22 protein-coding genes are annotated in these 25,924 nt (G+C 72.1%); 12 read left to right on the top strand and 10 right to left on the bottom strand.

Annotation, left to right across the window (positions count from 1 at the left end; all coding sequences use genetic code 11):
* Positions 1-76: 76 nt before the first annotated feature.
* A complete protein-coding gene (locus VO99_RS14660) occupies positions 77-556 on the bottom strand; it encodes a MarR family winged helix-turn-helix transcriptional regulator (RefSeq protein ID WP_046113591.1) in 480 nt (159 codons plus the stop codon).
* A gap of 33 nt (positions 557-589) precedes the next feature.
* Here VO99_RS14660 and VO99_RS14655 point away from each other — a divergent pair, with 33 nt between their 5' ends.
* Both VO99_RS14655 and VO99_RS14650 read left to right on the top strand, forming a co-directional pair.
* On the top strand, positions 590-1,351 hold the full coding sequence (locus VO99_RS14655) for a siderophore-interacting protein (protein WP_046113590.1): 762 nt from the start codon (positions 590-592) through the stop codon (positions 1,349-1,351).
* A gap of 36 nt (positions 1,352-1,387) precedes the next feature.
* Positions 1,388-2,686: a leucine-rich repeat-containing protein kinase family protein gene (locus VO99_RS14650; RefSeq protein WP_052736341.1), complete on the top strand. Its 1,299-nt coding sequence runs from the start codon at positions 1,388-1,390 to the stop codon at positions 2,684-2,686.
* Between the two features lie 16 nt (positions 2,687-2,702).
* On the opposite strand, the gene pdxR is transcribed toward VO99_RS14650, so the two are convergent.
* Positions 2,703-4,250, bottom strand: coding sequence for a MocR-like pyridoxine biosynthesis transcription factor PdxR (gene pdxR, locus VO99_RS14645; protein WP_046113589.1), 1,548 nt, complete (start codon positions 4,248-4,250; stop codon positions 2,703-2,705).
* Between the two features lie 74 nt (positions 4,251-4,324).
* Here pdxR and VO99_RS14640 point away from each other — a divergent pair, with 74 nt between their 5' ends.
* Positions 4,325-4,957 (top strand): FMN-binding negative transcriptional regulator, encoded by a 633-nt coding sequence (locus VO99_RS14640; protein ID WP_046113588.1) that lies wholly within the window; start codon positions 4,325-4,327, stop codon positions 4,955-4,957.
* A gap of 27 nt (positions 4,958-4,984) precedes the next feature.
* Here VO99_RS14640 and VO99_RS28845 read toward each other — a convergent pair whose 3' ends face one another.
* The 3 genes from VO99_RS28845 to VO99_RS14625 all read right to left on the bottom strand — a co-directional run bounded on the left by VO99_RS28845 (position 4,985) and on the right by VO99_RS14625 (position 7,711).
* On the bottom strand, positions 4,985-5,539 hold the full coding sequence (locus VO99_RS28845) for a hypothetical protein (RefSeq protein WP_052736340.1): 555 nt from the start codon (positions 5,537-5,539) through the stop codon (positions 4,985-4,987).
* A gap of 64 nt (positions 5,540-5,603) precedes the next feature.
* Positions 5,604-6,725 carry a nucleoside hydrolase gene (locus VO99_RS14630; protein WP_046113587.1) on the bottom strand — a complete coding sequence of 374 codons (1,122 nt, stop codon included), beginning with the start codon at positions 6,723-6,725 and terminating at the stop codon, positions 5,604-5,606.
* Positions 6,726-6,862: 137 nt separating this feature from the next.
* Positions 6,863-7,711: an IclR family transcriptional regulator gene (locus tag VO99_RS14625; RefSeq protein ID WP_046113586.1), complete on the bottom strand. Its 849-nt coding sequence runs from the start codon at positions 7,709-7,711 to the stop codon at positions 6,863-6,865.
* Positions 7,712-7,851: 140 nt separating this feature from the next.
* Between VO99_RS14625 and VO99_RS14620 the strand changes: the two genes are divergently transcribed.
* From VO99_RS14620 to VO99_RS14580, 9 genes are read left to right on the top strand one after another with little or no spacing between them, the layout of a single operon-like run.
* Complete coding sequence (locus VO99_RS14620; protein ID WP_052736339.1) at positions 7,852-10,590, top strand: outer membrane protein assembly factor BamB family protein; 2,739 nt, start codon at positions 7,852-7,854, stop codon at positions 10,588-10,590.
* An 8-nt stretch (positions 10,591-10,598) separates the two neighbouring features.
* Positions 10,599-11,312: a PEP-CTERM sorting domain-containing protein gene (locus VO99_RS14615; protein ID WP_046113585.1), complete on the top strand. Its 714-nt coding sequence runs from the start codon at positions 10,599-10,601 to the stop codon at positions 11,310-11,312.
* A complete protein-coding gene (locus VO99_RS14610; protein ID WP_157039570.1) occupies positions 11,309-12,247 on the top strand; it encodes a choice-of-anchor L family PEP-CTERM protein in 939 nt (312 codons plus the stop codon). Before VO99_RS14615 ends, VO99_RS14610 begins: the two co-directional genes overlap by 4 nt.
* Positions 12,248-12,262: 15 nt before the next feature.
* On the top strand, positions 12,263-13,384 hold the full coding sequence (locus VO99_RS14605) for a twin-arginine translocation signal domain-containing protein (protein ID WP_046113584.1): 1,122 nt from the start codon (positions 12,263-12,265) through the stop codon (positions 13,382-13,384).
* Positions 13,385-13,400: 16 nt separating this feature from the next.
* Complete coding sequence (locus VO99_RS14600) at positions 13,401-14,024, top strand: putative 2OG-Fe(II) oxygenase (RefSeq protein WP_046113583.1); 624 nt, start codon at positions 13,401-13,403, stop codon at positions 14,022-14,024.
* A 34-nt stretch (positions 14,025-14,058) separates the two neighbouring features.
* Complete coding sequence (locus VO99_RS14595) at positions 14,059-15,078, top strand: TRAP transporter substrate-binding protein (RefSeq protein WP_046113582.1); 1,020 nt, start codon at positions 14,059-14,061, stop codon at positions 15,076-15,078.
* 11 nt (positions 15,079-15,089) lie between these two features.
* Complete coding sequence (locus tag VO99_RS14590; protein WP_046113581.1) at positions 15,090-15,791, top strand: DUF4286 family protein; 702 nt, start codon at positions 15,090-15,092, stop codon at positions 15,789-15,791.
* 58 nt (positions 15,792-15,849) lie between these two features.
* Positions 15,850-17,154 carry a DUF445 domain-containing protein gene (locus VO99_RS14585; protein WP_046113580.1) on the top strand — a complete coding sequence of 435 codons (1,305 nt, stop codon included), beginning with the start codon at positions 15,850-15,852 and terminating at the stop codon, positions 17,152-17,154.
* On the top strand, positions 17,151-17,900 hold the full coding sequence (locus VO99_RS14580; protein WP_046113579.1) for a DUF72 domain-containing protein: 750 nt from the start codon (positions 17,151-17,153) through the stop codon (positions 17,898-17,900). The genes VO99_RS14585 and VO99_RS14580 overlap by 4 nt, the downstream gene beginning before the upstream one ends.
* Positions 17,901-18,027: 127 nt before the next feature.
* Here VO99_RS14580 and VO99_RS14575 read toward each other — a convergent pair whose 3' ends face one another.
* The 5 genes from VO99_RS14575 to VO99_RS14555 all read right to left on the bottom strand — a co-directional run bounded on the left by VO99_RS14575 (position 18,028) and on the right by VO99_RS14555 (position 25,896).
* A complete protein-coding gene (locus VO99_RS14575) occupies positions 18,028-20,277 on the bottom strand; it encodes a phosphocholine-specific phospholipase C (protein WP_046113578.1) in 2,250 nt (749 codons plus the stop codon).
* A gap of 120 nt (positions 20,278-20,397) precedes the next feature.
* Positions 20,398-20,949, bottom strand: a complete 552-nt coding sequence (locus VO99_RS14570; protein ID WP_046113577.1) for a hypothetical protein — start codon at positions 20,947-20,949, stop codon at positions 20,398-20,400.
* 125 nt (positions 20,950-21,074) lie between these two features.
* Positions 21,075-22,421, bottom strand: coding sequence for a S8 family serine peptidase (locus VO99_RS14565; protein ID WP_046113576.1), 1,347 nt, complete (start codon positions 22,419-22,421; stop codon positions 21,075-21,077).
* 101 nt (positions 22,422-22,522) lie between these two features.
* Positions 22,523-25,360, bottom strand: a complete 2,838-nt coding sequence (locus VO99_RS14560) for a CHAT domain-containing tetratricopeptide repeat protein (protein ID WP_046113575.1) — start codon at positions 25,358-25,360, stop codon at positions 22,523-22,525.
* A complete protein-coding gene (locus VO99_RS14555) occupies positions 25,357-25,896 on the bottom strand; it encodes a peptidase associated/transthyretin-like domain-containing protein (protein ID WP_046113574.1) in 540 nt (179 codons plus the stop codon). The genes VO99_RS14560 and VO99_RS14555 overlap by 4 nt, the downstream gene beginning before the upstream one ends.
* Positions 25,897-25,924: the final 28 nt, after the last annotated feature.

The raw sequence follows: 25,924 nt of genomic DNA, 5'->3' as shown, positions 1-25,924 counted from the left end.
CTCTCGGAGGGGGCTCGGGGGAGCCGTGCGTCAAGCCGCAGGCTAGCAGGCGGCGCGGCTTCTGCCGCGCAGACTCCTAGCCGGCCGCGTCCTGCGCCTCGGCCTCGTCGAGGTTGCCCCGCACCCGGCGCAGCAGCGCCAGCAGCTGCGCCCGCTCTTCCGCGCTGAAGCCCTGCAGGCTGCGCTGCGTCACCTCGCGCAGGCTGCGCTGGGTGGTGCGCAGCAGCTCGCGGCCGGCGTCGCTCAGGTGCAGCCGCGTCTTGCGGCGGTCGGCCTCGTCCACCTCGGCCTGCAGCAGGCCGCGCTCCTTCAGCCCGGCCAGCAGCCGCGCGATCTGCGCCTTGTCCCGCCCCGAATGCGCGGCCAGGTCGCCGGCCATCGCGCCGGGATGGCGGCCGAAGAAGCCCAGCACCTTGCCCTCCAGGTGGGTGATCTCATGGGGCGAATCACGCAGCACGCGGTACTGGCGCGCGCGCACCAGGTGCATCAGGCCGTGGATGGCATCGAAGACCTCGTCGGCCTCCGATTGGTTGACAAAATCAACTTTGCGCTTCATGATGGATGACATTGTCCACCAATCCACGCCACCATGTCCATCGACCACGCAACGGCCACCGAGGCACCCGCATCCACGCAGCGCCGCATCCAGCGCATCCGCCACGAGCTGCGCCGGCGCGAGCTGCAGGTGCTGCGGGTGCAGCGCATCAGCCCGCATTTCGCCAGCATCACCTTCGGCGGCGAGTCGCTGGCCGACTTCGCCTCCGCCGGCTTTGACGACCATGTGAAGTTCATGCTCGACGGCCCGCCGGGCACGGAGCCGGTGCGGCGCGACTACACGCCGCGGCGCTTCAGCACCGCGGCGCGCGAACTCACCATCGAATTCGCGCTGCATGGCCACGGCCCAGCCGCGGCCTGGGCCGCGCAGGCCGCGCCGGGCATGGCCGCCACCATCGGCGGGCCGCGCGGCTCCATGGTGGTGCCCACCGACTGCGACTGGCACCTGCTGGCCGGCGACGCCGCCGCCCTGCCCGCCATCCACCGCCGGCTGGAGGAACTGCCCGCCGGCACGCGCGCCATCGTGCGGCTGCAGGTGGAGGCCGCCGACCGCCGCGCACTGCACAGCGCCGCGGCGCTCGACCTGCAGTGGCTGGACAGCCCCGAGGCGCTGCTGCAGTCGCTGCAGGCGCTGGCACTGCCCGCGGGCGAAGGCTTCGCCTGGGCCGGCGGCGAGGCCACCCTGATGGCCCGCGTGCGCGACCTGCTGCTGCGCGACAAGGGCCACCCCAAGGAGGCCGCCCGCATCTCCGCCTACTGGCGGGCAGGGGCTGCGGGGTTCCACGAGGACTTGTGAGGCGGCCGCAAGGCAGGCCGACAATGCGCGCCGACCATGCCGAACCACACCCCCGCCGCCCAACTCGCCCGCCTGCTCACCGGCCAGCTGCAAGGCGCCACCCACCTGGACCTGCGCCACTGCGGACTGACCGAGCTGCCGCCGCAGGTGCTGTCGCTGGCCGACACGCTGGAGGTGCTGGATGTCTCCGGCAATGCGCTGCACACGCTGCCCGACGGCCTGGCGCAATGCCGCCGCCTGCATACGCTGTTCGCCTCGGGCAACCGCTTCGCCATGCTGCCGGCGGTGCTGGGCCGGCTGCCGGCGCTGGACACGCTGGGCTTCAAGGCCAACCAGATCGCCGAGGTGCCGGCCGCTGCGCTGGCGCCCACGCTGCGCTGGCTGATCCTCACCGACAACCGCATTGGCGAGCTGCCCGCCACCCTGGCGGACTGCCACCGCATGCAGAAGCTGATGCTGGCCGGCAACCGGCTGGCGCGGCTGCCCGCGGGCATCGGCCGGCTTCAGCGGCTGGAGCTGCTGCGGCTGGCGGCCAATCGCTTCGCGCGGCGGCAGGACGCGCTGCCCGACGAGCTGCTGGCGCTGCCGCGTCTGGCCTGGCTGGCCCATGCGGGCAATCCCTTCAGCGCCGCGCGGGAGCAGGCCGCGGCGGCCGAACGCAGCCCGGCGCGCCGCATCCCGTGGGCGCAGTTGTCCCTACAAGAAATGCTGGGCGAAGGCGCCTCGGGCCAGATCCACGCCGCGCAATGGCAGCCTGGTGCTGGCACTGCGGCGCGCCCGGTGGCGGTGAAGCTGTTCAAGGGCGAGGTGACCAGCGACGGCCTGCCGCAGTGCGAGATGGCCGCCACGCTGGCCGCCGGTGACCATCCGGCACTGGTGGGCGTGCACGGCGTGCTGGCCGACCATCCGCAGCACCGGCAGGGCCTGGTGCTGCCGCGCCTGGCGGCCCACTGGGCGCCGCTGGCGGGCCCGCCCAGCATGCGCAGCTGCAGCCGCGACGTGTATGCCCCGGGCCTGCGGTTGCCGGCCGACCAGGCCGACCGCATCGGCCAGGCGGCCGCATCGGCCATGGCGCACCTGCATGGACGCGGGCTGATGCACGGCGACCTGTATGCCCACAACCTGCTGGTCGACGGCCAGGTCGGCGCCCTGCTCAGCGACTTCGGCGCCGCGTCGTTCCTGCCCGAAGACGACCCGGCCTGCGCCGAGGCGCTGCGGGCGCTGGATCGAAGGGCGCTGGACATCCTGCTGGACGAGCTGGCAGCGCATGCCGGCGGAGGGCATCTGCCGACCCACGGTGCCTTTGCTTCCAACACGGGGCGGCAGCTCAGGTAGGCCGCATGGCCCGCTTTCAATCGGCCTTGCGACGCAGCTCGCGACCCTGCGCTGCAGGCGTCGACCGGCGGCGGCGGACAGCCGCCCGGGATGGCATCAGCCGCGCCACGCAAGCCGCCAGCCTTTGCACGCCTTCCTCGATCGTCGGCCTGTCGAGCAGGGCATACCCCATCACCAGCCCCGCCGGCCGCCGCCGGGCGCGTGGCGCCGTGGCATCGAACAGCGGGCCGATGGGATACACCCGCACGTCCTGCTGGCGCGCGGCCTGCACCAGCGCGCCCTCGGCGCTGGCCGGCAGGCCGGTGAACCACGCCACCAGATGCAGCCCGCTGGCCGCACCCTGCACCTGCACGCCCTCGCCCAAATGCCGGGCCAGGGCCTCCACCAGCGCACGCTGACGGGCCTGCTGCAGGCGCCGCATGCGGCGCACATGGCGCTGGTAGCTGCCGTCGGCCAGCAGCCGCGCCAGCGCAGCCTGCACGCCCGTCGGGGCATGGCGGTCGGCCACGCGCCGGGCCGCGGTGAAGACATCCACCAGCCCATCCGGCAGCACCATGTAGCCCAGCCGCAGCTGCGGCGACAGCGTCTTGGAGAAGGTGCCCACGTGGATCACCCGGCCGTGGGTGTCCAGCGACTGCAGCGTGGCCTCCGGTCGCACGCCGTAGCGGTACTCGCTGTCGTAGTCGTCCTCGATGATCCAGGCATGCCGGCGCGCGGCCCAGGCCAGCAGCGCCCGGCGGCGCGCCATCGGCAGGAAGCCGCCCAGGGGGAACTGGTGCGTGGGCGTGACGAAGGCCAGCTGCGCCGGGCCCAGCGCCGCCAGCTGGTCGGTGCACAGGCCGTGCTCGTCCACGTCCACATGCAGCAGCCGCGCGCCGCAGGCGGCGAAGGCATGCTGGGCCATGCGGTAGCCGGGGTTCTCCATCACCACGCCATCGCCGGCATCCACCAGCAAGCGCGCGCACAGGTCCAGCGCCTGCTGCGAGCCGTTGACGATCATCAGCTGCTCCACGCTGCAGGCCAGGCCGCGGCTGTGGCTCAAATGCGCCTGCAGCGCGCGCCGCAGGCCCAGGTGGCCGCGCGGGTCCTCGTATTCCAGCCGCGCGCTGCGCTGCCGCTCGGTGGCGCGCAGCGCCTTCATCCAGGCCAGGGTGGGAAAGTCCGCGCCCGCCAGCGGCCCGTAGACGAAGTCGATCTCGCGGGTGCCGGTGGGGCCGGCGTCGCGGATGTCCAGCGCGGCAATGCGCCGGGCCACTGCCGACAACCGCCCGGCCGGGCCGCGGGCGGCCGGCGCACGCAGCGCCGATGCCGCGCGCGCCACGCCCGGCGCCACCCGGCTGGCGGCGCCGGTGCGGGTGGTGATGAAGCCATCGGCCGCCAGCTGCTCGTACACCAGCGACACGGTGCCGCGCGACAGTCCCCGCTCGGCCGCCAGCGCCCGGGTGGACGGCAGCGGCGCACCCGCGGCATGGGTGCCGTCCAGGATGCGTGCGCGCAGTTCCTCGTACAGCCGGCGGCTGAGGCCCGGTGGGGCAGGCGGTGGCACGGGCGGTGGGTGGCGCATCTCGGCAACTGGTCCAGTGGAATGGCGTGGAACTGGATGTTTCCATGAATCCGGCTCGGGCGCACAGTCGCGCCATGTACCTGCCCAGCCAGTTCGCCGTGCCGGATGCCGCCCTGCTGCATCGCCTCATCCAGCAGCATGCCCTGGGCATGCTCACCTACCGCAGCGGCGACGGCCTGGAGGCCGAGCACCTGCCCTTCCTGCTGGACACCGGGCAGGGGCCGCAGGGCACGCTGCTGGCCCATGTGGCACGCGCGAATCCGGTGTGGCGGCAGGTGCCGGAGGGCGCCGAGGTGCTGGTGGTGTTCCGCGGCGCGCAGGGCTACATCTCGCCCAGCTGGTACCCCGGCAAGCAGCAGACGCACCGCTACGTGCCCACCTGGAACTACGAGGCGGTGCATGCCCATGGCACGCTGCATGTGCGCGACGACGAGAAGTTCGTGCGCGCCGTCGTGGCCCGCCTGACCCGCCAGCACGAGGCCACGCAGCCTGCGCCGTGGAAGATGGCCGACGCGCCGGCGGACTACCTGGCCACGCTGATGCAGCACATCGTCGGCATCGAGGTGCGCCTGACCCGGCTGCAAGGCAAGTTCAAGCTCAACCAGCACCACCAGCCGGCCGACCGCGAAGGTGCGATCCAGGGCCTGCAGGCCAGTGGCCAGGCCGCGCTGGCGAAGGCCATGCGGGAAGCGGGCGGCACGGGCTGAAGGGCCGTGGGCCCGCGCCTGCCGCCGTCAGGGCATCGGCACCTGCTGCGGCGGCCGCTGGCGCACGCGCCAGCAGCGCCACACCTCCACCACCACCGGTCCCAGCCCCAGCGCGGCCGTGCCCGCGAGGACCGGCGCCAGCCAGGCCAGCGGCAGAAGCGGCTGCTTGAGGTGCAAGCCCCACACGCTGCGCCCCAGTACCGGCGTGGTGGCCTCCTCCAGCGCAAGGTAGCTGCCGAACACCACCCAGGGCAGCAGCTGCTGCCAGCCATGCACCGCCTGCTCGTACCAGGGCACGCGGCGGCGCGGCTCGGCATGGGCCAGGTCCACCCAGGTGGTGGCCTCATGGGCCACGCAGGCGGCCAGCATCAATGCCAGGCTGCCGACGCTGGGCTGCAGCAGCAGCACGCCGCCGGCCAGCACCGCCATCTGCAGCGCCATCAGCAGGTGCAGCAGGCCTTCGGGCAGCCCGGCGCTGTGCTCCAGCCGCTGGATGCGGTGGCACAGCTGGTCGGCCACGCCGGCCGCCAGCCACAGCGGCAGCAGCAGGAAGAGGTACAGCGTCTCGAAGGCGGTGGGCATGGCGGGCGATGGATGCGCCCTGACTCGGGGCAACCGGTATTCCCAGCCGCCCTGCCCCTCGTCCTCAGTCCAGCTTCACCGGCACCGGGCGGGTGAAGAGGTCGACATAGAAGTCGAAGAAGCGGTTGTTGTCGAAGCGCGTGACCACCGTCATCTTCTGCAGCGGCACGCCGGCCGGCGGCACGTCGTAGCCCACCGAGCGTCCGTTTTCCGGGTCGCCCTTGCGCGCGATCACGTCCACGTATTCCTCGCGTGTCTCGGTGGCAAAGCGCGGGTCGATCAGGTAGGCCAGCACCAGGGTGTCCCAGATGTTCTGGGTGTACGTGGGGTCATTCTCGAAGCCGCTGTCGCCGCTGAAGCCATAGCCGTTGAGCTGCTGGAACAGCCGGGTGATGAGCGTGGGCTGCGGTGCGCGGGCAATGCGGTCGTACACCGGCTTGGTGAGCAGCACGGTGTCGGTCACGTCCAGCGGAATCACCACCTGCCGGATGGGCAGGCGCACCACCTGCTGCGCGGCATCGGGGTCGAACCACCAGTTGAACTCCGCCGTGCGGGTGGTGTTGCCGGGCACATGCACCGCGCCGCCCATGTAGATGATCTGCTTGATCAGCGGCACGATCTCCGGGTTGCGCGCCACCGCCTTGGCCACGTTGGTCATCGGGCCGATGGCCAGCAGCGTGATCTCGTGCGGGTGCGCCTTGACGGTGTCGACGATGAAGTCCACCGCGCTCTTGGCCTGCACCTGCGTGCGGGTGGCAAAGCCGTCGGGCGGAGCCACCAGGTCGGCATCGGTCTGCGGCTCGGGTGTGCTCCAGGCGCCCAGGTAGCCGTCACCGCCGGCACCCGCGGCCTGCTCGGCCTGCACGGCGGCGTAGTCATGGTCCAGCGGCATGTTCTCGCCGGCATACACCGGGATGGCGGCGCCGGCACCCAGCCGCTCCATCGACTTCAATGCATCGGCCACGCCCTGGCGCAGCCACTGGTTGCCCGACACGACGCTGATCCCCATCACCCGGATGCGGCCCTCGGCCTGCAGCTGCGCGGCCATCACGCCCAGCTGCCCATCGTCGCTCATGGTGTTGTAGTCGCTGTCGATGATCACCTTGTGCACGTCGTCATCGCCGCCATCGCCGCCGCAGCCGGCCAGCAGGGCGACGCACAGCATCCAGATCCATCCAAGCCGCATGGCACTCTCCTTTTCTGGTTCGTTAAGCGGTTCAGTCTAGGGCGCGCAAACGATTGCGCAAACGTTTGCGGCTGCTGGTTAACCCGGCATGGCGCAACCGGGTGTGTCAGTCAGGCGCGGCCTGCGCGGCTGCGGTTTCAGCGGCGCACCACCCGCCGGGTGACCGCCGGCGCACTGCCGTCGGTGCGGTTGCCCCAGGTGCCGATGTGCGCCGCCTGCATGAGCGGCGAGGCGCTGGCGGCGGCCGACAGCTCGGCGGCAGCATCCATGAGATCGGGGCCAAACTGCGCCATGCGTGCCGGCGTGAGCCGCACCGACGGCCCGGCCACCACGATCACGCCGGTGGCCGGCTCGCCGCGCCGCTGCACCGGCGCGGCCATCGAATTCATGCCCGGCGCATAGGTCTCGTTCACCATGCTGAAGCCGCGCTTGCGGTGCTCCTTCAGCAGCAGGTTCAGCGCGCGCATGCTGCGCGGTGCATTGGGGCCGAAGCGGGCGCGGTCGCCCATGCCCTGGCGGGCCACGGCCTGCATGGCCTGGTCCTCGGTCAACGTCATCAGCCAGGCATGGCCGGCGGCGCTGCACGACAGGTTGAGCTCGATGCCCATGTCGGGGTCGTACCTCAGGCCCGAGCGCGAGCCCTGCGCCTTGGCCACCAGCGTGAGCCGCTCGCCGTCCACGATGGCCAGCCGCACCAGCTCCTCCGTCTTCTCGGCCAGGCGGTTGATCACCGGCTGGGCGATGTCCACCACGCCCGACTTGCTGAGGAAGCTCAGGCCCAGCGAAGCCAGCTTGCTGGTGAGCGCATAGCTGCCGCGCTGAGGCAGCGCGCGCACGTAGCCGAAGCCGATGAGCTCCTGCAGCGTGCGGTGGCAGGCGCTGCGCAGCTGGTTGAGGTCGGTGGCGATGGAAGCCAGCGGCGCGCCTTCGGGCCGCGCGGCCAGGTATTCGAGGATGGCGATGGTCTTCTCGAGGGCTCCGCTCACGGCTTCTCCTTGGAACGGCTTTCAGAAATTGAATGCCACCACGATTATTTGAACCGCCGGAATGAACTCTGGCAACCTCCGCCGCGACGGAAGCGCCCGTGACGCGCACCGCACCCCACCTTGCCAAGAGGAGACATCCGATGATGAAGTTGAGCCACATCACCATGGCGGCGCTGATGGCCATGGCCGCATGCGGCGCTGCCGCCGTGCTGGCGCAGCCAGCGCCCTCGCCTTCGCTGGCACCGGCCGGCAGCAACTGGCCGCTGGTGCATGGCAACCTGGGCAGCCAGGGCTACTCGTCGCTCACGCAGATCAACAAGGGCAACATCAGGAGCCTGGGCCCGGCCTGGGTGGTGCACACCAACGTGGAGCCGGTGACCCAGCCGGCACCCGGCCCGGGCAGCAGCGACGTCGGCCAGCAGACCACCCCGGTGGTGGTGGACGGCGTGATGTACCTCGACACCCCGGGCGGCGGCGTGATGGCGCTCAATGCCGCCACCGGCGCGGTGAAGTGGAAGTGGATGCCTTCGGTGGAAGCCAACGGCTACGGCGGCAACCGCCAGCACCGCGGCGTGAGCGTGGGCGAAGGCAAGGTGTTCACCACCGCCGCAGGCGGGCGCATGGTCGCGCTGAACCAGCAGACCGGCGCCGTGGAATGGGCCGTGGTCCCCACCTACAACGGCACCGCCATCGGCGGCATCGCCAAGGTGGCCACCATCTACCAGGACGGCATGGTGTACCAGGGCACCAACGACAACGGCCGCGGCGCGATGATCGCGGTGCGCGCCAGCGACGGCGCGGTGCAGTGGGTGTTCTACAGCGCGTACCCGCACGGCACCTCGTTCACCGACGTCAACGGCAACACCTTCGACGCGGGCGACACCTGGACCACCCGCAACACGCCGAACGACACGCCCAACGACTGCTACCTCAACGGCGGCGGCGCCTCGTGGATCCACCCGTCCATCGACACCCAGCTGGGCATGCTGTACGTCACGTTCGGCAACCCGCGCAGCTGCACCGGCGCGCAGTGGGGCGGCGACCGGCCGGGCGACAACCTGTTCACCAGCTCGCTGGTGGCGCTGGACATGAAGACCGGTGCCTACAAGTGGCACTTCCAGTCGGTCAAGCACGACGTCTGGGACATGGACAACGTACACACGCCCAGCCTGGCCGACGTGCAGATCGGCGGCCAGACCCGCAAGGTCATCTACTACGGCAGCAAGTCCGGCCACCAGTTCGTGCTGGACCGCACCAACGGCAAGCCGGCGCTGCCGGTGGTGTACCGCCAGGTGCCCACCGATGCCCGCCAGGCCCAGCCCGCCACGCAGCCCTTCCCGGCTTCCGGGCCCTTCCAGGAACAGTGCCTGGTCTACCAGAACCTGGGCTCGGAGATCCCCGGCGCGCCCAACCGCGCGGTGCCCAACTGGAATGGCTACCAGGCCCAGCCCGATCCGGAGAAGCCCGGGCAGTACAAGCTGGTGCTCAACCCGGACAACTACCTGAAGAACGACACGCAGTACCTCTCGGGCACGCGCGAAGGCTGCATGTACGACCCGCACTGGGACGAGAACAGCATGTTCCTGTCGATGACCAGCCAGAACGGCGCGGCCGACTGGTCCAACGTGTCGATCAGTCCCAAGCTGAACATGCGCTACATCGGCATGTCCTACAACCCGGTGGCGCATGGCGCCTTCCAGGGTGGCAACGGCCTGCGCCAGATCGGCGGCTACCAGACCGGCGGCGTGGTGGCGGTGGATGCCTCGACCAACCTGCCGGTGTGGCGCAAGCACTTCGGCCTGGGCGGCGACGTGGCCCACGGCAACCATCCGCTGGTCACGGCCAGCGACCTGCTGTTCATCAACCGCGTGGACGGCTGGCTGATGGGCCTGGATGCGCAGACCGGCGAGGAGCTGTGGCGCTTCCAGACCGGCGCGCCCAGTGCCTCGGGCGTGGTGACCTATACCGTGGGCGGCGAGCAGTACATCGCGATGCCCGCGATGGCCGGCACCCAGCCCTATGCCCAGCAGGGCCAGGGCGCGGCGGTGTGGGCCTTCAAGCTGGGCGGCAAGGCCGTCTACACCACCGGCCCGCGGTCCAATCCGGTGGTGGTGTCGGGCAGCAGCGAGGCGCCGGCCCCGGTGCCCATCGCCAACCTGCGCCGGCCGGTGAACAACACGCCGGCCACCGGGCTGCCGGCCAACACCATCTACCTCGCACGCTCCGATGGCACCGCCACGGCCACCAAGGACAGCGTGACCACCGCATCGATGGTGCCTTCCACGCTGACGGTGCCGGTGGGCACCACGGTGACCTTCACCAACCCGGGCGACGCCACCTTCGGCGTGGCCGGCAGCGGCAACCTGAAGGCTCATTGCGCCACCCAGTACTTCGAGGGCCGCTTCAACTTCAAGCTGCAGCCGGGCCAGTCCGCCCAGCACAAGTTCGACCGCGAGGGCGAGTACTACTACAACGACTGCACCGACCCCCGGCCCACCGGCAAGGTGGTGGTGACGCTGGCCGCGCAGGAACAGCCGGGTGCGCTGCAGTTCACCCCTGGCACGCTGAACCTGCGGCCGGCCAACGGCGTGTTCACCAGCGTGCAGGGGCTGGTCACGGCCACCTTCAAGCTGCCGGCCGGGCACACGCTGGACGGCCAGGTGGAGTTGAAGACGCCGCTGACGATGCAGACCTTCCCGGCAGTGAGCGCCAGGGCCACCTCCGATGGCCGCACGCTGGTGGTCACCTTCGACAAGGCGCTGGTGGACAACAACATCCCCGAAGGCAGCGCCGTGCCGCTCACCGTGTCGGCCAACGTGCTGCACCAGGGCGTGCAGAAGAAGCTGACCTCCACCGCCACCGTGCGCGTCGTCAAGTGAGGGCCGACATGAACCGCTCCCTCCGACTGCACCCGTGCGCCCTGGCGGCGCTGCTGGCCGGCCTGGCCTTCGGCGGTGCCGCGCATGCCGCCATCCCGTTCTTCGACACGACGTTCGAAGCCAGTGCCATCGCCGAGGCCGCGGGCGCCCTGCCCGAGGCCGACCTGCAGGCGGGCGCGCAAGCGCTCAGCGCCTCGGCGGCCTCGGTGGCCAGCACCAGCGTGGCCACGGCCGGCGTGTTCGCGGGCCCGGGCCTGCTGACCACCTCGGCCGACGTGTCGGCGGGCGACCTCAGCCATGCGGTGGCCAGCGCACGTTTCACCGGCTCGTTCATCAGCAGCGGCACGGTGAACCTGTCGCTGGACTTCACCACGCTGGACTTCGAGAACGGCTCGGGCACCGCGGCCACCACGCTGTTCGTGTCGCTGAGCAACGGCGGCATCACGCTGTTCGAGGACCATGTGCAGGGGCCCTGGAGCTTCTCGTACACGCCCGCCGTGGGCAGCACCAGCCTGCTGGACCTCACCCTGTCCAGCGAGGTGAGCGCGGCCTTCGTCGGCAGCGGCACCGGCGATGCAAGCGCCTTCGGCTCGGTGGCCATCATGGGCGCGGTGCCCGAGGCCTCCACCTGGCTGATGTTCTCGCTGGGCCTGGCCGGCATCGGCCTGGCCGGGCGGCGCCGGCACATCGCGGCAGGCAGCACCGCAAGGAGCGCAGCGTGAAGCAGACCCATCTGTTGCGCCCTGTCATGGCGGCCCTGCTGGCCATGGCAGCCTGCCTGCCCGCTGCCCGCGCGGCAGCGGTGGTCACGCCGCTGGCCGACGGCTCCGCGGCGTCTGCCGCGGCCCTGGTGGACACCTTGCTGGGCGCCGAGAGCCGGCTGTCAGTGGTGGCCGGCTCGGCGAGCTACACCGGCCAGGCCAGCGCCTCCGGCCGCTTCACCGGCGGCGGCACCGGCGCCACCGGCCTGGGCATCGACAGCGGCGTGGTGCTGAGCACCGGCGACGCCCGCTTCATCGGCAGCAGCGCCGCCTTCGAAGGCGATGCCGCCAACCAGACCGGCACCTACACCGCCGGCGTGGGCAACGGCCTCACCGCCAACACGGCGGCCGGCCATGCGCTGTTCGGTGCGCTGACATCGGAGCCCACCTTCAATGCCTCGGTGCTCAGCTTCAGCTTCGTGCCGCAGCATGCGCGGCTGACGATGAGCTTCGTCTTCGCGTCGGAGGACTACAACGACCTGGTGGACAGCGGCTTTCCCACCGACGTGTTCGGCGTCTTCGTCAACGGCGTCAACCAGGCGCTGGTGCCCGGCACCGGGCTGGCCATCTCGGCCTCCAGCGTGCACTGCGTGGGCGCCGGCAGCCACTGTGGCCTGTACCGCGACAACCCGGCGTTCTTCGACACCGTGGACACCGAGCTGGACGGCCTGACGGTGGTGATGAACCTGGAGATGGCGGTCAACGCCGGGCAGGTCAACACCCTGTCCATCGGCATTGCCGACACCCTGGACACCGTGGGCGACTCGGCGGTGATGCTGGCCGCGGGCAGCGTGTCCGCCGTGCCCGAGGCATCGACCTGGGCGCTGATGCTGGGCGGCCTGGCCGCCATGGCTGCCACGGCGCGCCGCCGCCGCCGCCACACCACCACCGCTTGACCGGAGGAGAAAGACATGGAACGAAGAGACTTCCTGACCGGCGCCACCGCGGCGGCTGCTGCCCTGGCCGCCAAGGAACTGGTGCTGCCCACGGCGGCCCAGGCCCAGCCCGCGCCGGGCCAGCGGCTGGTCACGCAGCTGTGGTCGCGCCACCTGCAGTGGGTGGGCACCCAGGCGCAGCAGGTGGCCGACCCCTACGGCACCGGCGTGAAGGTGGGCGAGGCCGCACGCGCCGCCGGTTATGCGGCGGTGGACCTGACGGTGCGCAACGATGGCCATGTGCACCCGGCCAACGTGGCCACGCACCTGCCGGCCATGCTCAGCGGCATCCGCAGCACCGGCGCGCTGTGCGACCACATCGGCGTGAACTTCGCGCCGCCGGCCGACCCGGCCAACACCGCCTGGATCGCCAGCCAGTCGGTGCACCAGATCCTGTCGGTGGCCGGTGCGCACGGCATCCGCAAGTACCGCTTCAACAACTCGGGCGCGGTGGGCTTCGGCAGCAACACCTTCGGCGCGCAGATCACCACGCTGCTGGACGGCGTGCGGCTCAACCACCGCCGGCTGGCCGCCATCAATGCGCAGTACGGCGGCCTGTGCGGCGTGGCCCACACCCATGCCTCCAACATCGGCGTGACGGTGTACGACTACGCCTATGCCATGCAGGGCATCTCGCCCCAGCTCATCGGCATCAACCTGGCCATCGGCCACACCGCCACCGCCGCGCCCGGCACGATGTGGCAGCTGGAGATGCGCCGCAACATGCCGCACATCCAGTGCGTGGCGGTGGAGGACCTGGCCGCCACGGTGGACCCGGAAACCGGCGCCCTGAGCATCGGCCGCGTGCAGCCGCCCGGCGCCACCGGCACCGGCGGCGGCGTCATCAACTGGGCCACCTTTTATTCGCTGCTGCGGCTGGGTGGCTACAGCGGCGCGGTGGAGTCGCAGATCGAGTACCGCATCGCCGGCGCGGACGGCAGCCCGGTGAGCCTGAACAGCGCCTTCTTCGCCGACCATGCGCAGTTCGCTTCCGGCAACCTCACCCCGGCCATGATGATCGCGGCGATGCGGAAGGACTCCGACTTCATCCGCCAGCGCGCAGTGGCCGGCGGCTGGTCGCCCGACCAGGTGCTGTGAACAACGGCCCCGCATGATGGACGAGGTGTTCGGCGTGTTTCCCACGCCCGTGCTGCGCGCGGCCGGCGCGCTGGAGGGCGAACTGGTGCAGGGCCTGCTGCGCCACTTCGCCGGCCTGGCCGACAGCCCCAATGCCGCATCCGGCGCGCTCAGCCACACCCGCCTGCTGCGCCCGGCCGACAGCCCGCTGCTGGGGCAGGTGGCCGCGCGCATCACGCCGCGCATCGTGGACATCGGCGCGCTGATGTTCGGCCAGCGCCTGGGCTGGTCCATCAAGGAGATGTGGGTGAACCTGATGGACGGCGGCGGCCACCAGGCCATGCACCAGCATGCCAACAGCTTCGTCTCCGGCGTGGTGTACCTCACGCCGCTGGAGCCCGCGGCGCGCACCGTGTTCCACAAGCCGGTGGGCGGCACCGAGTTCGTGTTCCGCAACGAGCACGCCGAGGTGGCGCCCACGCCCTTCAATGCCGACCGCTGGATCAGCCCGTCCACCGCGCCCGGCGACCTGCTGCTGTTTCCCAGCTACCTGCTGCATTCCGTGCCGCCCAACCCGGGCGGCCGCCGCATCACCCTGTCGTTCAACGCCATCCCGGGCGGGCTGGACGCCTGGGGCTATGCGGTGCGCTTCGGCGCATGAAGAACCCAACCCACTTCCCTAACGGGGACAAGCCATGAACCTCCACCTCCTCAAGACCACCCTGGCCATCGCCGGCCTTGCCTTCGCAGCCGCCAGCGGCATGGCGCAGGCACAGGACATCAAGGAGCGCAACCTGCGCTTTGCCTTCAGCCTGGCCAAGGACCATCCGCTGGGCCAGGGCGCGCAGAAGTTTGCCGATGCCGTGGCCGCCCGCAGCGGCGGCAAGATGAAGGTGAGCCTCTTCCCCAATGCGGTGCTGGGCAGCGACCCGCAGAACCTGTCCGCCGTGCGCGGCGGCACGCTGGACTTCACCTCGATGGCCACCGGCATCGTCGCCTCGCTGGACAAGCAGTTCATGGTGTTCGACCTGCCCTTCCTGTTCAACGACGCGAAGGAGGCCTATGCCATCACCGACGGCCCGGTGGCCACGCGGCTGCTGGACGGCCTGTCGGCGCACGGGCTGGTGGGCCTGGGCATCTGGGACCTGGGCTTCCGCAACATGACCAACAGCAAGCGCCCCATCGTACGCGCCGAGGACATGCAGGGCCTGAAGATGCGGGTCATCAGCTCGCCGATCTTCATCGACCTGTTCACCACGCTGGGCGCCAACCCGCTGCCCATGACCTTCGGCGAGGTGTACGGCGCGCTGGAGTCCAAGGCCATCGACGGCCAGGACAACCCGGTGGCGGTGATCGAGTCGGCCAAGTTCGCCGAGGTGCAGAAGTACCTGTCGATCACCCGGCATGTCTATACAGGCATGCCCTTCATGATGAGCAAGAAGACCTGGGACGGCATGTCGGCCGACGAGCGCAAGGTGATCCGCGAGGCCGCGCAGGAGGCCAAGACCGAGGAACGCAAGCTCACCCAGCAGAAGGAGGCCCAGGCCATCGACAACCTGCGCAAGACCATGACCGTCAACGAGGTGAGCGAGGCCGAGATGGCCCGCTGGCGGCAGAAGGTGCAGCCGGTGATGGACAAGTTCAGCCGCGAGATCGGCGAAGGCGTGGTCGGCGAGGTGAATGCCGAGCTGGCCCGCATGCGCGCGGCGCGCTGAGGCGGCCTGGCATGGGCTTGATGGGCAAGGCGGCATTGGCCATGTGGTGGGACATGGCCGCCGAGACACGACCCGACTTCGAGCACTGGCACAGCCACGAGCACTTCCCGGAGCGGCTGGGCATCCCCGGCTTCCTGCGGGCCTCGCGCTGGCGCAGCACGGTGGGCCACGAGGACGGCGGCGAAGGCTTCTTCGTGATGTACGAGCTGGCCGACCACACCACGCTGTCCAGCGCGGCCTACCTGGCGCGGCTGAATGCGCCCACGCCCTGGTCCACGCGGCTGATGCCGCACCACCGCCACATGGTGCGCAGCCAGTGCCGGGTGATGGCCTCGGCCGGCAGCGCGGTCAGCGGCCATGCGCTCACGCTGCGCATGGCCACCGGCGGGGTCACCCAGGCGGGCATGGTGGAGGCCTTCGGGCCGCTGTGCGCCCGGCTGGCGCTGCTGCCCGGCCTGGCGGGCGCGCACCTGCTGCGCCATGAGCCGCCGGACATCGCGCCCACCACCGAGCAGCGCATCCGCGGCCTGGGCGACCAGGCCGCCGACTGGGTGCTGCTGGTCACCGGCTACGAGGCGCCGGCCGTCGCCGCGGTGCTGCAGCAGCCGGGCCTGCAGGCCGCACTGGGGGCGGCCGGCGCCACGCAGATGGCACCGCAGGCCTTCCGGCTGTGTCACTCCGCGGTGGCGGGCGAGCCGGCCGCGCTGCAGTAGGCCGCCATTCGTCCCATAACATGGGGCGGATGAAGGAAGTGTCGAGCGAGGTGCTGCCATGAGCACGGGCGCGCTGCCCACCCCGGCCGAGCGCCTGCGCCGCGCCAAGGGGCAGGCGCTGGCGGTGCTGCTGCTGGTGCCCGGCGGCTTCTATGCCGCCTCGCTGGCCTTCGGGCATCCGGTGGCCGCGGGCCTGTGCCGCTCCATCGCCGAGGCCGCGCTGGTGGGCGGCCTGGCCGACTGGTTCGCGGTGGTGGCGCTGTTCCGCCGGCCGCTGGGGCTGCCCATCCGCCATACCGCGGTGATCCCTTCCAACCAGGCCCGCATCGCCGACAACCTGGGCCGCTTCATCCACGAGAAGTTCCTGGACCCCCGGGCGTTGGCCGCGCTGATGCAGCGCACCGACCCGGTGGCGCTGCTGGCCGGCTGGTTCAGCGTGCCGGCCAATTCGCAGCGGCTGGGCACCCATGCGGTCACGCTGGTGCGCCATGGCCTGGCGCTGGTGGACGACCGGCGGGTGCAGGGCTTCGTGTCCGATGCGATGCAGTCCTTCATCGGCAAGCTGGACCTGGCGCAGGCGCTGGGCAACGTGCTGCAGATGCTGACGCGCCAGGGCCGCCACCAGCAGCTGCTGAGCGACGTGGTGGGCCTGGCGCTGCAGCACCTGAAGAAGGACTCGGTGCGCGAGGCCATCGTGGCCCGCGTGCTGGCCTGGATGAAGGCCGAGCATCCGATGCTGGAGAAGGTGCTGCCCAGCGACTGGCTGGGCCAGGAGGCCGCCTCGGTGGTGCAGAAGGTGCTGGGCCAGCTGCTGGAGGAAATGTCGGCCCGCCCGGACCACGACTACCGCGTCGCCTTCGACCGCATGGCCGAGCGCCTGGTGCAGCAGCTGCGCGAGGACGACGAGCTGCGCGAGCGGGCCGAGCAGCTCAAGCGCTACGTGCTGGAGGACCCGCACCTGCTGGCCTTCACCCGCGGCGTCTGGCAGGACATCCGCGGCTGGATCAGCGACGACATCGGCAAGCCGCCCGAGCAGTCGGTGATGGCCGCGCAGGTGCAGCAGATGGGCCTGTGGCTGGGCCGCAAGCTGGGCGAGGACGCGGCGCTGCGCGAATCCCTGGCCGGCCATGTGGTGCAGCTCACGCAGGACCTGGCGCCCGCCTTCGCGGACCACCTGGTGCGCCACATCCGCAACACCGTGCGTACCTGGGACCCGCAGGAGATGGCCCGGCAAGTGGAGCTGCAGATCGGCCCCGACCTGCAGAGCATCCGCATCAGCGGCACGCTGGTGGGCGGGCTCATCGGCGGGCTGTTGTTCGGTGCCGGGCAGTTGCTGCAGCAGCTGCGGGGCGGCACGCCATGACGGTGCAGATCGGCACCGCCGGCTGGTCGATCCCGCGCGACTGCGCGGCGCAGTTTCCCGGCGAAGGCCAGCACCTGCAGCGTTATGCCGGGGTGCTGGGCGTGGCGGAGATCAACAGCTCCTTCCACCGGCCGCACCAGCCCCAGGTGTACGCGCGCTGGGCCGCGATGACGCCGCCGGGTTTCCGCTTCTCGGCCAAGCTGCCGCGGGCCATCACCCATGAAGGCCGGCTGCGTCGTGCGCGGGCGCCGCTGCAGCAGTTCCTGGGCGAAGCCGCCGGCCTGGGGGACAAGCTGGCGGTGCTGCTGGTGCAGCTGCCGCCTTCCCTGGCCTACGAGGCGCGGCCGGTGCGCAGCTTCTTCACGCTGCTGGCCAGCCTGTTCCGTGGAGCGGTGGTGTGCGAGCCGCGGCATGCCAGCTGGTTCACGCCGGGCGCCGATGCGGCGCTGGCGGGCCTGCGGGTCTCGCGCGCGGCGGCCGATCCCGCCCGCTGGCCCGCGGCGGCCGTGCCGGGCGGCTGGCTGGGGCCACGCGGCGATGGCGGCGGTGCGCTGCTGTACCACCGCTGGCATGGCGCGCCGCGCATCTACTGGTCGCGCTACGAGGAGGCCTGGCTGCAGCAGCGCGCCGACGAACTGCACGCCTGGCCTGCCGACGCGCAGCCCTGGTGCATCTTCGACAACACCGCCGGCGGCGGCGCGGCCGCGAATGCACTGCGGCTGCGCCAGCTGCTGGCAGGCCCCTGAGCGAGCACGCACGCAAGCCGGGATTCCGGCCCCGGCCACCACAGCTCCGGCGCTGCGAACGTCCATGGCCGGCAGCCACCCGCCGGACGCCCGGTCCGTGGAGCGCCAGGCGGCGGTGTGGCCGCCGTCAGCCCTGACCCAGCGCCGGATCGCTGACGGTATGGCGCCCGGTTTCCACCCGGCCGGCAAAGCGGCGCAGGTACTCGGGGTGGCCGGTCACCGTGGCGCTGAAGTCGTACCACCAGCCGCTGTCGGCCACCGGCAGGCGCAGCGACAGTTCGCTGCGCGCGGCCAGCACATGGGTGGCCGTCAGGCTGCGGTAGGCGTTGGACCGCAGCGTGAAGGTGCACGGGCCCGAGCCCGCATTGGCCAGCAGCAGCACCAGCTCGCCGGTGCGGGCATCGCTGCGCACCTGCAGCTCCGGCCGCGGCTGCGCCGCCGATACGGCGCGGAATGCGCTGCCGGTGAAGTGCCGGTGGTAGCCGTCGGGGCCCAGCACCCACAGGTCGTACAGGCCGCCGGCGGCGGGCACCCAGGTGTCGGACAGCTGCTTGCCCGGCTCCACCATGTAGCGCCGCGGCACCGCGGCCAGGTCGAGGCGGTTGTAGACATGGAACACGGCCGCCTGCCGGCCGGTGTTGAAGAAGCCCAGCCGCACCCGCGCGTCGGCGATGCTGCGCGTGGCCGGTGGCAGCACGTCGCAATGGGTGGCCAGCTCATACGGCAGTGCGCGCGACGGCCGGGTGCCGGACACTTGTCTAGGCAACTGCTGCTGCGCCGGCGGGCGGATCTGGCCCAGCCTTTCCTGCTGGCGGCGCAGTGCATCGGCCTGCGCCTTGGTGGCACGGCCCTGCAGCACCGGCAGCACCTCGGTGTTGGGCGTGGCGAAGTTGAAGGCGCTGGTGAGGTCGCCGCACACCGCGCGGCGGAACGGGCTGATGTTGGGCTCCATCACGCCGAAGCGCGCTTCCAGGAAGCGCAGCACCGAGGTGTGGTCGAACACCTGCGAATTGACCCAGCCACCGCGGCTCCAGGGCGAGATGAGCAGCATGGGCACCCGCGGGCCGGGGCCGTAGACACGGCCGTCCGGCGGTGGCTGCCGGGTGCTGCCGGGCGGCTTGGGCTGGGTGAAGTACTCGGCCGCCATCTCGGCCGCGCCCAGCGTGGTCTTGCCGGCCAGGCCGCCATGGCCATCGGGCGAGGGAGCGGAGGGCGAAGGCACGTGGTCGAAGTAGCCGTCGTTCTCGTCGAAGTTGACGATCAGCACCGTCTTGCTCCAGACCTCGGGCACGGCGGTCAGCGCGTCCAGCACCTCCTGCAGGAACCAGGCGCCCTGCACCGGGCTGGATGGGCCTGGATGCTCGCAATAGATCGACGGCGCATTCATCCAGGAGACCTGCGGCAGCCGGCCCTCCCTGATGTCGCGGCGGAAGGCGTCCAGGTAGTTCTCGGGCTGGGTGCCGGGCAGCGTGTTGGCGATGCCCTTGTACAGCGGGTTGCCGGCGTTGTCGGTGGCCGGGTCGTAGGCCTTGTAGGGCACGGCCTGGCCGGTCTGGGTGTAGGGCCGGCCCGGCGAGCCGCCGCTGGAGACGGGATAGCCCGAGGCGATGTTGGCACGCTTGAACTGCCGGAACGCGCCCAGCATGTTGTCGCCCCACTCGTCGGGCATGTTCTGGTAGCTGATCCAGCTCACACCGGCCTGCTCCAGCCGCTCGGCATAGGTGGTCCAGGTGTAGCCGGTGTCCACGCCGCCGGGCAGGCCGTCGATGGCATCCCATTCGTTGGTGACGAAGGCGGTGCCGGTCGGCACGGCGCCGTTGGTGCCGGTGAGGAAGAAGGCCCGGTTGGCATCGGTGCCGGTGTGCATCGAGCAGTGGTACGCGTCGCAGATGGTGAAGGCATTGGCCAGCGCGAACTGGAACGGTATCTCGGCCTGCTCGAAGTAGCCCATCGAGATCTGGTTCTTGTAGCGCGGCCACTGGTCCATGCGGCCGTGGTCCCAGGCCTGCTGGCTGTCGTTCCAGTCGTGCGGCGTGCCGTTGGCGCGCTGGGCATTGCCCGCCGTGCCGTCCAGGTGGAAGGGCATCAGCACCTGGCCGGTGGCGGTGCGTTGCTGCCAGACGTTGCGGCCATCGGGCAACGGTATGGGAAAGCGGTCGCCGAAGCCCCGCACGCCGTGCAGCGTGCCGTAGTAGTGGTCGAAGGCCCGGTTCTCCTGCATCAGGATCACCACGTGCTGCACGTCCTGCAGCGTGCCGGTGGCGTTGTGCGCGGGGATGGCCAGGGCGCGCCGGATCGATTCGGGGAAGGCGCCGAGCGAGGCCGCCGCGATGCCCGCCTGGGCACTGCCGCGCAGGAAGCTGCGTCGTGAAGTCATGGGTGTCGGATGAAGGCTGCGTGTGATCGCTGCGCAGCGTAGGCGCGGGGCATGACATGGCCGTGAAGGCCCTGCCCTGCCCCGCGCGGCCGGCTCATCCGGGTCCGGTGGGCGCTGGCCTCACAGCCGGGCGCACTGGTCTTCCTTGCTGGCCGCGCGGTTGCCGCTGCCGGTGGGCGCCGGGATGTTTTCCTTGCACTGCAGGTTGCCGTTCATGCGGTTGTTCAGCAGCGTCACGCCGGCCATGTTCTTGAAGGCCTGCAGGTCGCCGCCCACCACATTGCTGCCGGCCCACAGCGGACCCACGTTCTCGTCGAACTGGATGTCGCCGTTGATGCGCGCGCCGCCAATGGAGGCCGAGCCGCCCTTGACGATCTGCACCGAGCCGCCGAAGGTGGAAGCACCGCCCACCCGCACGTCGGCCGCACCCTCGGCCTGCAGGTTGCCGTTGATCGACACGCTGGTGGCCTGCAACCGGGCGTTGTGGCCCACCACGATGCTGCCCTTGGCGCGGGTGCGGTCCAGCACGCAGCTGGCGTTGTCGGGCACGTAGATGTTGTCCAGCGCCACGGCGCCCACGCGCCCGGTGCAGCGGAATTCCTCCGCCGCGGCCGGAAGGCCGGCAAGGCCCAGCAGGCCGCCCAGGGTGCCGACGATGATCGAGTGCTTCATGAGGTTGCTCCGTCCAGGTTGGGGGTTGATGGCACCGGTGCCCGCAGGCTGTTTCCGGTGCCGCCCTACAGAGCGCTTGCTCAGGCACTTGATACGTCGTCGGCCCGTATTCTTCAGGAAAAATCTCAGCAGGCGATGTCGCGCGGCACTTCGTCGCGCACCGCGCCGGCGGCGTCCACCCGGCGCAGCGTGCTGCCGCACAGCATGGCGCTGCGGTCGGCCAGGCGCTTGGTCACGTCCACCGGCTTCCAGTCGGGGTTGCGCGCCAGCACCAGCGCGGCGATGCCGCTGGCCAGCGGCGCGGCCATCGAGGTGCCACTCCACACGCCGTAGCCGCCGCCGGGCACGGTGCTCGTCAGGCCTTCGCCGGGGGCCGCGGCCATGATCCACGGCCCGCGGTTGCTGAAGGCCGCCACGCGCGCGCCGGCGGTGGAGGCCGCCACCGACAACGCGCCTTCGGCGCCTTCGGCCGCCGGGTACTGGCGCTCGGTGCTGCTGGCGCCATTGCCGGCCGCGGCCACCACCACCGAGCCATGGTGCTGGTTGCAGCGGTCCTGGTCCTGGCGGAAGCCGGCGTCGCTCCAGTCGTCGTCGTCCTCGTCCTCGTCGTCGTCGCTGCAGGTCACCAGTTCCACCACCACGTCCAGCATGCGGGTGGGGCGGGTGGTGCCCAGGCTCAGGTTGATGATGTGCGCGCCATCGTCGGTGGCGCCCACGCCGTCGGGGTCGGCGGCATGCAGCAGGGCTTCGGCGATGGCCCATACGTTGCCGCGGCCGTCGGCGTCCAGCACCCTCAGCGGCAGGATGCGCGCGGCGGGCGCGGCCAGCGCCACCAGGCCGGCCACGTGGGTGCCGTGGCCCCAGGCGGGCCGGCCGGGGCCGCCGCCTTCCGACGCATCGAAGTCGCCGTCGACGAAGTCGCGGCCCGGCAGCAGCCGCGCGGCCAGCGCCGGATGGTTGCGATCCACCCCGGTGTCCAGCACCGCCACGCGCACGCCTGCACCCCGGCTGAGCTGGTGGGCGGCCGCCAGGCCGAGGGTCTGCGGCGCCCATTGCGCGGTGTACTGGCCTTCGCGGCCGATGGCCCACACCGCGGCCTTGCGGGCCTCGGGCGCGCTGGCGCGGTAGTTGGGCTCGGCGATCAGCACCCGTGCGTCGGCCCGCAGCGCGGCCAGCCGGGTGTCGAGTGACGCACCCGCGGGCAGATTGAGGCGGAACATCGGCCGCGCGCCGAAGCGCCCGGCCAGCGTCAGCCGGTGGGTGGACAGCACGCCCGGCAGGTCGGCGCCGCGGCGCAGCTTGACCAGCACCTCGCCGGCCACGGCAGTGTCGGCCGTGGTGGTGCTGGTGGACGCGATGCGCGCCGTGCCGGCCTCACCCTCGGCCCCCTGCGCGGCCTCTTCCTCTTGGCCACCACCGCAGGCAGCCAACAACACGCTGGCGGCAGCGCCCAGCAGGACTCGTCGGACCATGTCGTGTCTCCTCTCGGCGTACCACCGCCGGATGCGCCCACAGAAGGCCCGGCCCGCCGGTTGATACATGCCGCGGTGCGGTGGTTCCGCAACCGGTGGTTTCAGGCGACGCCGTAGAGCCGGAAGGCGGCCCAGTGCGCCGGGTGCGGCCGCTGCGCGCGCAGCGCGCGCTGGGCATCGGCCAGCGCCGCATCGGCCGGCTGGCCGGCCGCCCAGCGGCGGTAGAAGGCGTCCATGAAATCGGCGCTGGCCGCGTCGTCCACCGCCCAGGGGCTGGCCAGCACCTGCCGCGCGCCGGCCATCAGGAAGGCCCGCACCAGGCCCACGCCCTCGTCGGTGGCGCCGGGCTCGCCCAGGCCGGTCTCGCAGGCGCTGAGCACCACCAGCCGCGCGCGCAACTGCAGCTGCTGCACCTGGTCGGCGGTGAGGGCGCCGCCTTCCAGGTACAGCGCGGAGAACAGCGGGCTGTCGGCACGGAAGCGGCCATGGCAGGCCAGGTGCAGCAGCTCGGCCTGGCCGACCGCGACCGCCGCGGCCGTGTCGCCGAGCCCGCCCGCCTGCACCACCTGCGGCCAGCCGAGCGAGTCGGTCACCGCCTGCAGTTCGCGAGCCACATGCGGCAACCGGGTGGCATCGCCCAGCAGCAGCGCGCAATGGCCGGGCGCGGTGGCCACGGAGCCCGCAGCGGCGGCGGCGCGCTGCAAGGCATGCAGGGCCACGCCGGCGCTGGCGGCCAGCGTGATGTCGTGGCGGTCCACCAGCGCCTGCGTGCCATCGTGCAGCGCCGCGAAGGGCAGTTCGTGCAGTGGGCCGTGCGGCACCACCAGCAGTCGACGGCAATCCGCCACCGACGCCGCCAGCGGCGCCCACACCAGCGCATGCAGCTGCTGCAGCCGGCCCTGGGCCCGCTGGCACAGCTGCGCCATCGGGCCCGGGCCCCAGGCCTGGCCGGCGCGCAGCGCATCCACCTGCAGCTGCAGGCCGCGCACGGCTGCCTGCAGCGGCGCCAGGGTGCACAGGCGGCGGTGCAGCCGCAGCCCGTCGTGGCGCAGCACCAGCGCCAGCAGTTCGTCGTCCACGATGCCGTAGCACACCATCACCCGCTGCGGGCCCAGGGCCGCCTGCAGCGCGGCGACGTCCAGCGGGCCGGGTCGGGCGTAAGGCGCCTGGGTGTCGCCGGCAGCCCTGGTCGGTGCATCGGCCCCGGCCAGCAGGCGCTGCCGGCGCGCGCCTTCCAGCAGCCGCTGCTCCAGCGCGGCGGCCTCGGCGCGCAAGGCCTGCGGCGATTCGCCGTCGTCCTCCACCAGGCGCTGCTCGCGGCGGTACAGCCAGTCCAGCCGCTGGCGCAACGGCTCGTCGTCGGCCGCGTTCAGCGGCGGCCGTGCGCTGCCGCCCAGGCGCTCCAGCAGGCTGCGGGCCTTGAAGCGGTCCAGCCAGTGCAGCACCTCGGCCACGCCGGGGCCGTCCGGCGGCTGCGCCTCCTGCAGCGCCAGCCTCAGCCGCTGCAGGTAGGGCTGCAGCGCATCGGCCAGGAAGGCGCGCTGGAAGTCCTCGCCGGGCAGCACCGCGCGCAGGTCTTCCAGCTCGGCGATGGCGGATTCCAGCGCCTGCTGCGCCGGTGCGCGCCGGCCCAGTGCCAGCAGGGCCTGCGCCGATTCGGCACGGGCCCGGGCACGCACCTGCGGCGGCAGCGTGGCATCGGCCAGCAGCGCCTGGCATTCGGCCAGCGCGGCGGCGGCATCGCCGGCGCGGCCGCGGGCAGCGGCGGCCTGGACCCGCGCCGCCGCGGCATGCGCCACCAGCCCCGCCGCCTCGAAGCCCCGCACCGCCTGCTGCGCCGCCGCCACCGCCGCATCCACATCGCCCGCGGCCAGGCGCAGCTGCGATTCGATGGCCTGCGCGGTGGCCTGCCCGGCCGCATTGCCCTGCGCCGCGAAGCCGGCGGCGGCCTCGGCCAGGCAACGCAGCGCGGCCGCCGGCTGGCCGGCGCCGGCCCAGGCACGGGCCAGCTGCGCCTGCACCCAGGGCAAGGTGGCCTGCGCGTCCTGCAGGGCCAGCGCCTCGGCCAGGCCGGTGTACAGCGCGATGGCCTCGGGCAGCAGCCGCAGCTCCAGGTAGGCGTCGGCCACGCTTTTTTCGGCCTCGATGCGGCGATGCACCAGGCCCAGCGCATCGAAGTCCCGGCGCGTGGCCTCCAGCCCGGCCAGCGCCTCGCGGTAGCGGCCCTGGGCCAGCGCCAGCAGGGCGCTGCCGTTGGCGGCGGAGGCGGCCAGCACCTGCTGCCCATGCGCCTGCGCACGCAGCCGGGCACGGTTATAGAAGTGGCCGGCCTCGTCGAAGCGACCCAGGTAGGACATGGCATCGGCCAGGCCGATGTCTGCCATCACCGAATGCTCCGGATCGCCGGCACGGGCAAAACGCACCGCGGCGGCGCGGTAGTGCGCCACCGCGCCGGCATGGTCGTCGCGCGAGAAGGCCAGGCTGCCCTGGTTGAGCCGCACCTTGGCCGCGGCCAGCTCGTCGCCGCCGGCATGCAGCGCGGCCTCGGCCTGCAGCGCCAGGGCCTGCGCGTCATCAAAGCGGCCCAGCACCGCCAGCGCCATGATCTGCGGCACCTGCACCCGCGCGGCCTGCAGCGGCTGCCCCAGCGCCTGCCAGCCGCCACCGGCGCGGCCCAGCACCTGCAGTGCCTCGGCCATGCGCCCATCGATGAGGCAGGCGATGCCCGCCGTCCAGTCGCACAGTGCCTGCAGCTCGCTGCGCACGGCAGGCGCGGCCGTGGGGCCGGCCTGGTCCAGCAGTTGCTGCAGCGCTGCCGCCGCCGCCAGGGCCCGCGGCGGCTCGCTGCTCCAGGCGGCATAACACTGGGCCTTGAGCGCCCAGGCCGTGGCGAGAGCGGCCTGGCCCGCCGCGTCCTCGCCTGCAGGGGCCGCGCTCACGCGCCGACCTGGTCGTCGAGCGCCAGCTCGGGCAGCTCGATCAGCAGCTCGCCGATCTGCACGCTGAACTGGTAGCGGCCCGGCGGCAGCAGGCCGAACTGGAAGTCGCCGAATTCGTCCAGCACCGCGCTGGCCACGTCGACACCGGCCGACTGCAACAGCACGCGACCGCCCTCGCCCGGCCCCAGCACCTGCCCGCTGAGCACGAAACCGCCGGCCTGCGGCGGCTGCGGCCGCGCGATGCGCAGGTCGATGTCGTGCGCGCCGGCATGGAACAGCAGCTGCCGCACCGATGGGGCCGCGCTGCGCATCGCCATCGCCGGCTGCGCGGCCAGGCTGTCGAAGCCCAGCACCGCGGCCAGGCGCTGCAGCATTGGCGCCGGCGCTTGCACCGCGGCGGCAGCGGGCGCCGCCCGGGCCGGCCACAGCGCCAGCGCCTGCTGCAGCAGCGCCGGCGGGGCATCGGGCAGCCGCACGCGGGCCTGCGCGGCCAGTGCGGCCAGTTCGTCGTCGGGCAGGTCGGCGGGTGCGGTCATGGGCACGACTCCAGGAAAGGCGCCGGGC

This window comes from Aquincola tertiaricarbonis (assembly GCF_000969605.1).
Classification (GTDB): domain Bacteria; phylum Pseudomonadota; class Gammaproteobacteria; order Burkholderiales; family Burkholderiaceae_C; genus Aquincola; species Aquincola tertiaricarbonis.
This window is presented reverse-complemented; position numbering and strand designations above follow the sequence as displayed.

Coding starts and splice junctions, on each gene's coding strand:
- VO99_RS14565 (WP_046113576.1), bottom strand. CDS start 22,421: ATGGTCCGACGAGTCCTGCTGGGCGCTGCCGCCAGCGTGTTGTTGGCT.
- VO99_RS14630 (WP_046113587.1), bottom strand. CDS start 6,725: ATGCGGCTTGGATGGATCTGGATGCTGTGCGTCGCCCTGCTGGCCGGC.
- VO99_RS28845 (WP_052736340.1), bottom strand. CDS start 5,539: ATGCCCACCGCCTTCGAGACGCTGTACCTCTTCCTGCTGCTGCCGCTG.
- VO99_RS14580 (WP_046113579.1), top strand. CDS start 17,151: ATGACGGTGCAGATCGGCACCGCCGGCTGGTCGATCCCGCGCGACTGC.
- VO99_RS14595 (WP_046113582.1), top strand. CDS start 14,059: ATGAACCTCCACCTCCTCAAGACCACCCTGGCCATCGCCGGCCTTGCC.
- VO99_RS14585 (WP_046113580.1), top strand. CDS start 15,850: ATGAGCACGGGCGCGCTGCCCACCCCGGCCGAGCGCCTGCGCCGCGCC.
- VO99_RS14570 (WP_046113577.1), bottom strand. CDS start 20,949: ATGAAGCACTCGATCATCGTCGGCACCCTGGGCGGCCTGCTGGGCCTT.
- VO99_RS14650 (WP_052736341.1), top strand. CDS start 1,388: ATGCCGAACCACACCCCCGCCGCCCAACTCGCCCGCCTGCTCACCGGC.
- VO99_RS14615 (WP_046113585.1), top strand. CDS start 10,599: ATGAACCGCTCCCTCCGACTGCACCCGTGCGCCCTGGCGGCGCTGCTG.
- VO99_RS14640 (WP_046113588.1), top strand. CDS start 4,325: ATGTACCTGCCCAGCCAGTTCGCCGTGCCGGATGCCGCCCTGCTGCAT.
- pdxR (WP_046113589.1), bottom strand. CDS start 4,250: ATGCGCCACCCACCGCCCGTGCCACCGCCTGCCCCACCGGGCCTCAGC.
- VO99_RS14605 (WP_046113584.1), top strand. CDS start 12,263: ATGGAACGAAGAGACTTCCTGACCGGCGCCACCGCGGCGGCTGCTGCC.
- VO99_RS14575 (WP_046113578.1), bottom strand. CDS start 20,277: ATGACTTCACGACGCAGCTTCCTGCGCGGCAGTGCCCAGGCGGGCATC.
- VO99_RS14620 (WP_052736339.1), top strand. CDS start 7,852: ATGATGAAGTTGAGCCACATCACCATGGCGGCGCTGATGGCCATGGCC.
- VO99_RS14600 (WP_046113583.1), top strand. CDS start 13,401: ATGGACGAGGTGTTCGGCGTGTTTCCCACGCCCGTGCTGCGCGCGGCC.
- VO99_RS14655 (WP_046113590.1), top strand. CDS start 590: ATGTCCATCGACCACGCAACGGCCACCGAGGCACCCGCATCCACGCAG.
- VO99_RS14590 (WP_046113581.1), top strand. CDS start 15,090: ATGGGCTTGATGGGCAAGGCGGCATTGGCCATGTGGTGGGACATGGCC.
- VO99_RS14555 (WP_046113574.1), bottom strand. CDS start 25,896: ATGACCGCACCCGCCGACCTGCCCGACGACGAACTGGCCGCACTGGCC.
- VO99_RS14660 (WP_046113591.1), bottom strand. CDS start 556: ATGAAGCGCAAAGTTGATTTTGTCAACCAATCGGAGGCCGACGAGGTC.